The sequence below is a fragment of the Streptomyces sp. NPDC047315 genome, from assembly GCF_040643215.1.
GTDB lineage: Bacteria > Actinomycetota > Actinomycetes > Streptomycetales > Streptomycetaceae > Streptomyces.
Window position 1 is genome coordinate 1 of the sequence record NZ_JBEYTZ010000083.1, and the last position, 6,349, is coordinate 6,349.

At 71.8% G+C, this 6,349-nt stretch carries 2 protein-coding genes; both read right to left on the reverse strand.

All coding sequences use genetic code 11. The features are described from left to right. Nucleotides 1-1,856: type I polyketide synthase (locus ABZ842_RS38460; RefSeq protein WP_361548437.1), on the reverse strand; the 1,856-nt coding region annotated here is incomplete at its 3' end. Between the two features lie 44 nt (nucleotides 1,857-1,900). Next, nucleotides 1,901-6,295, reverse strand: a complete 4,395-nt coding sequence (locus tag ABZ842_RS38465; protein ID WP_361548440.1) for an SDR family NAD(P)-dependent oxidoreductase — start codon at nucleotides 6,293-6,295, stop codon at nucleotides 1,901-1,903. Nucleotides 6,296-6,349: the final 54 nt, after the last annotated feature.

The window sequence follows — 6,349 nt, forward strand, 5'->3', positions numbered from 1 at the left end:
CGCCCCAACCACGCCTCATCAGAACCGGTCAACACCTCCGACAACGACCAATCGACAAACGGCACCAGCGCCTCTTCACACTCACGAATCCGCCCAGCGAACACCGGCCAAGAAGTGAGGAGTTCACGACCCATCCCCACCCACTGACCACCCTGACCGGGGAAAACGAACACCACACCCGCATCGGTCCGAGCCCGCAACGGCTGGCCCTCGGCAGCCAACTCATCCAGCCCGGCCAGCAACTCGTCCACATCCGACCCGACGACCACGGCCCGGTCCTCCAGACCGGCCCGCCCCGCCAACCCAGCGGCAACACCCGCGAGCCACGCCGGGCCACCAGCCGCCCGCTGACCTCGTACGAACCTCGCCAACTGCGCCGCCTGCCCCCGCAGACCCGCATCACCCCGACCCGACACCACCCACGGCACCGGACCATCCCCCACTGCTGCCGGGACAGCCTTCCGCTGTACGGCGGGCGGCTCTTCCAGGATGACGTGGGCGTTGGTGCCGCTCACGCCGAACGACGACACCCCGGCCCTGCGCGGGTGACCATTGCGCTCCCACGCCACCGGCTCCGTCAACAGCCGTACCTCACCCGCCGACCAATCCACATGCGGCGACGGCTCATCCACATGCAAAGTCATGGGCAGCCGCCCGTGACGCAGCGCCATCACCATCTTGATCACACCGGCCACACCCGCAGCGGCCTGCGTGTGCCCGATGTTCGACTTCACCGAACCGAGCCACAGCGGACGGTCGTCCGCGCGCCCCTGCCCATAGGTGGCAAGGAGCGCCTGCGCCTCGATGGGGTCGCCAAGGGTCGTTCCCGTGCCGTGTGCCTCCACGACGTCCACCTGCTTGGCGGAGACGCGGGCGTTGCGCAGCGCCTGGCGGATGACCCGCTGCTGCGACGGGCCGTTCGGCGCGGTCAGACCGTTCGACGCGCCGTCCTGGTTCACCGCCGAACCCCGCACCACCGCCAACACCTTGTGACCGTTCGCCACCGCGTCCGACAGCCGCTCCAACAACACCAGGCCCACGCCTTCGCCCCAGCCGGTGCCGTCCGCAGCCGCCGCGAACGGCTTGCACAGTCCGTCGGGCGACAGACCCCGCTGTCGGCTGAACTCCACGAACGTGCCCGGGCTGGACATGACGGTCGCGCCGCCGGCCACGGCGAGGTCGCACTCGCCGGACCGCAGCGCCTGACCGGCCAGGTGCATCGCGACCAACGACGACGAACACGCGGTGTCGATGGTCACCGCCGGTCCCTCCAGGCCGAGGGTGTACGCGATCCGCCCGGACGCAACGGCCGCGGCGCTGCCCGTCAGCAGGTACCCCTCCACGCCGGGCGGCGTCTCGGTCAGCGTGATCCCGTATCCGGAGGTGGACGTTCCGACGAAGGTGCCGACCGGTCGCCCGGCGACCGAGGACGGGTCGATGCCGGCGTCCTCGAACACTTCCCACGACAGTTCGAGGAGCAGCCGTTGCTGCGGGTCCATCGCCAGCGCCTCGCGCGGACTGATCCCGAAGAACTCGGCGTCGAACCCGCCCGCGTCGGCGAGGAACCCGCCAGCCCGGGCGTACGACGTGCCGGTCCGCTCGGGGTCCGGGTCGTACAGGCCGTCCACGTCCCAGCCGCGGTCGCGCGGGAACGGGCTGATCGCGTCCCGTTCGCCGGCGACGAGTTCCCACAGCCCTTCGGGGGACGCGACGCCGCCGGGGAAGCGGCAGCTCATCCCGACGAGGGCGATCGGCTCCGGCTCGGCGGACCGCGCTTCCTCCAGCCGCCTGCGGGTCTGCCGCAGGTCGGTCGTGACCTTCTTCAGGTATTCCCGCAGCTTCTGCTCGTCTGACATCCGAAACTTTCTCCTAGCGTGCGGCGGGCAGGCGATCGGGCACGTCACTGCCTGCCGAGCTCTTCGTCGATCAGGTCGAACATCTCGTCGTCGGTGACGCCGGCCAGGTCGTCGTCGTCCTCATCGACGACGACCGGCCGCGTCCCCGCCGTGTCCCGCCAGCTCCAGAGGATGTCCTCCAGCCGGGCGGTGATCTCGTCGCGCACGTCGCCGTGCAGTTCGCCGGAGCCGGGCGCCTGGGCCAGTGCGGCTTCCAGGCGGGCGAGGTCGGCGAGGATCGGGGACGTTCCCGCGCCGTCGTCCGGCCGGAGCGCCTCCCACAGGTGGTCGGCGAGCGCGGCCGGCGTGGGGAAGTCGAACACCACGGTGGCGCGCAGTGACATCCCGGTGGCGGCGCCGAGCCGGTTGCGGACCTCGACGCCGGTGAGGGAGTCGAATCCCAGCTCCTTGAAGGGCCTGCGGTCGCCGATGGCGTCCGTGGACTCGTGGCCGAGTACGGCCGCGGCCTGCTCCCGCACCAGTGTCAGCAGCGTGCGCCGCTGGTCCTCGACGGGCAGTTCGCGCAGTCGCTCGGCCAGCGGTACGGACGGCGCGCGGACTTCCCCGCTGCGCGCCGCGCTCCGCGCCGGGCGGGCGGGTCCGCCCAGGTGTGCCAGGAGCGGGTTGGTGTGCCGGTGCCCCGGGGCGAGCAGCAGCGGTACGGCGTGCGCGCGTCCGCTGCGGTGCCGCGCCTCGTCCAGCAGGCGCAGCCCGTCCTCGTCGCCCAGCGGCACCATGCCGGACCTGGCCACGCGGGCGAGGTCGGCGTCGGTGAGGTTCCCGCTGATGGCGCTGCGCCGGGCCCACAGTCCCCAGGACAGCGACTGCGCCGCGAGCCCCTGCGCCCTGCGGTGTTCGGCGAGCGCGTCGAGGAAGGTGTTGGCCGCCGCGTAGTTCGCCTGGCCCGGGGAGCCGAGCACTCCGGACGCGGACGAGAACAGCGTGAACATGGCCAGGTCGGCGCCGCGGGTCAGCTCGTGCAGGTGCCATGCCGCGTCGGCCTTGGCCGCCATCACCCGCTGGATGCGTTCGGGCGTCAGCGAGTCGAAGATCCCGTCGTCGGCGACGCCCGCCGCGTGGACCACTCCGGTGAGCGGATGCGCCGGATCGACCTGGGCGAGGACGGCCGCGGTGTCCTCGCGCAGCGCGAGGTCGGCCGCCACGACGCGGACTTCGGCTCCCAACTCGGTCATGCGCTCGACGAGTTCGGCGGCGCCCGGCGCTTCCGGTCCGCGGCGGCTGGTCAGCAGCAGGTGCCGTACGCCGTGCTCCGTCACCAGGTGCTCGGCGACCAGGCCCCCGAGGGTGCCGGTGCCGCCGGTGACCAGCACGGTGCCGTCCGGGTCGAGCGGTACGGGTACGCCGAGGACGACCTTGCCGGTGTGCCGGGCCATCCGTACGTGGGCGAACGCGGCCGGGGCCCGGCGCACGTCCCACGCGGTCAGCGGCAGCAGCCGCAAGGCGTCGTCGCGGAACAGTGTCAGGAGCTCCGTCAGCATCTCTCCGATGCGCTCCGGTTCGGGGTCGGACAGGTCGAAGGTGCGGTACGTGACGCCGGGCGGCAGCGCAGCCGCGTCCCGTACGTCGGTCTTGCCCATCTCGATGAACCGACCGCCGTGCGGGAGCAGTTCGAGCGAGGCGTCCACGAACTCACCCGCGAGCGAGTTCAACACCACATCCATGCCCGCGCCCTGCGTGACCTCCGCGAAGTCCCGCCGGAAGTCCAGATCACGGGACGACGCCATGTGATCGTCCGCCACCCCCAGAGCCCGTAGAGTCCCCCACTTCGAGGGGTGCGCGGTCGCGAACACCTCCGCACCGAGATGGTGCGCGAGCTGGATCGCCGCCATGCCCACACCACCCGCACCCGCATGCACGAGCACCCGCTCACCCGCACGCAAACCAGCCAGGTCACACAGTGCGTACCGGGCGGTGAGGAAGGCGATGGGGACGGACGCGGCTTTCTGGAACGTCCAGCCGTCGGGCACGCGGACCACCATGCGTGCGTCGGCCACCGTGGTGTCGGCGTACGAATCCGGCATCAGGCCCATGACCCGGTCGCCGACGGCCAGCCCGGTGACGTCCGGACCGACCTCGGTGACGACGCCTGCGCCCTCGCCTCCGATCGTGGCCGCGCCGGGGTACATGCCGAGGGCGATGAGGACGTCACGGAAGTTCAGGCCGGCGCTGCGTACCGCCACTCGCACCAGGCCCGCGTCGAGCGGTTCGCCGGCGGTCGACGGCTGCGGTTCCAGGGCCAGTCCGTCGAGGGTGCCGCCGGAGCCGGTCGCGAGCCGCCACGGGCCCTGCGGGGGCACGGCCAGGTCGCCGTCGCGCCCCTGCGGTTCCAGGCGCGGCGTCAGCAGCGTCCCGTTCCGCCTTACGAGTTGGGGCAGCGGGGCTGCGGCGAGGGCCGACAGGAGGGCGGGCCACTCGTCGTCGGCCACCTCGGTGTCGACGTCCAGCAGGACCAACCGGTCAGGGTGCTCCGACTGCGCCGAGCGCACCAGCCCCCAGACACCGGCCGAGGCCACGTCGACGCCGCGGTCCGCTTCGTCGGCCGCGACCGCGCGCCGGGTCAGCACGACCAGCCGGCGGCCGGCCATCTCGGGTGCGTCGAGGAAGGCTTGCACCTGACCGAGCAGCCATCCGGTCAGGGCGCGCGCCCGCTCCGGGACCGAGCCGTCGGCGCCGCTGCGGCAGGGCAGCACCACCCAGCGCGGCTCGGCCGAGCTGTCGCGGAGGGCGGCGGACGCGGCGTCGACGTCGGGGGTTGCGATCACGTGGGCCGCGGGCTCGGTGTCGGCCGGGTCCGGGGCCGGCGCGGGGAGGGGCATCCACCGTACGTGCAGCAGGTCGACGGTGGACGTCCCCGGCCCGGTGAGGTCGGCGTGGGTGACCGGCCGGAAGGCGAGGGATTCGACGGACGCGACGGGGTCGCCGGCGACGTCGACGGCCTCCAGGCTGACGCCGTCGTGCTCGTCACGGCGCAGGCGTACCCGCAGGGTCGAGGCGCCGGGACGGTGGACCTGTACGCCGGTGAAGGCGAAGGGGAGGCCGGCGTCGGACGACTCACCGGTGACGGCGAGGGCGTGCAGGGCTGCGTCGAGCAGGGCCGGGTGCAGGGCGAAGCCCGACGGGTCGTCGGGAAGCACGACCTCGGCGTACACGTCCTTCCCGTCCACCCAGACCTGCCGCAAGCCCTGGAACACCGGACCGTAGTCGAAGCCGGCGTCCGCGAGACCCGAGTAGATGTCCTCCACCGGCATCGACTTGCCGGACGGAGGCCAGACCACGTCCGCTACTGCGGGTTCGGGGGCGGGGGTGAGCATGCCCGTGCCGTGTCGGGTCCAGCCGCTGTCGTCGCCGTCCGGCCGGGAGTAGATGTTGACCGCGCGTTGGCCGTGCTCGTCGGGATCGTCGACGACGACCTGCACGGTCACACCCGGACCGTCCTGCGCCAGGACCAGAGGCGCCTGCAACGTCAACTCGCCCAACCGGGAACAACCCGCCTGAAGCCCGGCATGTACCGCCAGGTCAACGAAGGCCGTGCCCGGCACGATCACGACACCCGAGACCGCGTGATCAGCAAGCCACGGCTGCGCCGACGTCGACAACCGCCCCGTCAACACCACACCACCACCGGCGAGCGAAACCTGCGCGCCCAGCAGTCGATGACCTGCGACCGCCAGACCTGCACCAGTCAGCGAACCTCCGCCCATGCCTGCGGACCCCGTCACCCAGTAACGGCGACGCTGGAAGGCGTACGTCGGCACCTCCACCCGCTCAGACGCCTCGGGCAGCCAACGGTCCCAGTCGATGTCCACGCCGTGCACGTGGAGTCGAGACAGACCCGTGAGAACACTGGTGACCTGGTCGCGGTCACGACGCATGAAACTCGCGACAGCCTCGCCATCACGCTCGGGCATCGCGGCAGACAGTGCAGGCTGCGGACCCACCTCAGCCCACAACCGAACACCCAACCCACGTGCTACGTCGACCGCGTCCGCGAACCGCACGGGCTGACGAGCGTGCTCCACCCAGTACTCGGGGCTTCCGAAGGCCGCGTCCGCCAGCTCACCCGCGACCGTCGACACCACCGGAATGTCGGCCGGCCCGAACGACAGATCAGCGATCGCGGCAGCAAACTCCTCCAACACCGGATCCATCAGCGGCGTGTGGAAGGCATGGCTCACCGGCAACGACCGCGTCCGCACACCCTCAGTCGTCAGCTCGTCCACCACAGCACGGACAGCGTCGGCTTCCCCAGCAAGGACCACCGACTCCGGCGCGTTCACCGCAGCCACCCACACACCCGCAACGCCTGCGATCCGCGCCTCAATCTTCTCGGCCGGGGCAGCGACGGACACCATCACGCCACCACCAGCAAGGCCCTGCATCAACCGACCACGAGCACACGCAAGCCGTACGGCGTCTTCCAAACCCAGCACACC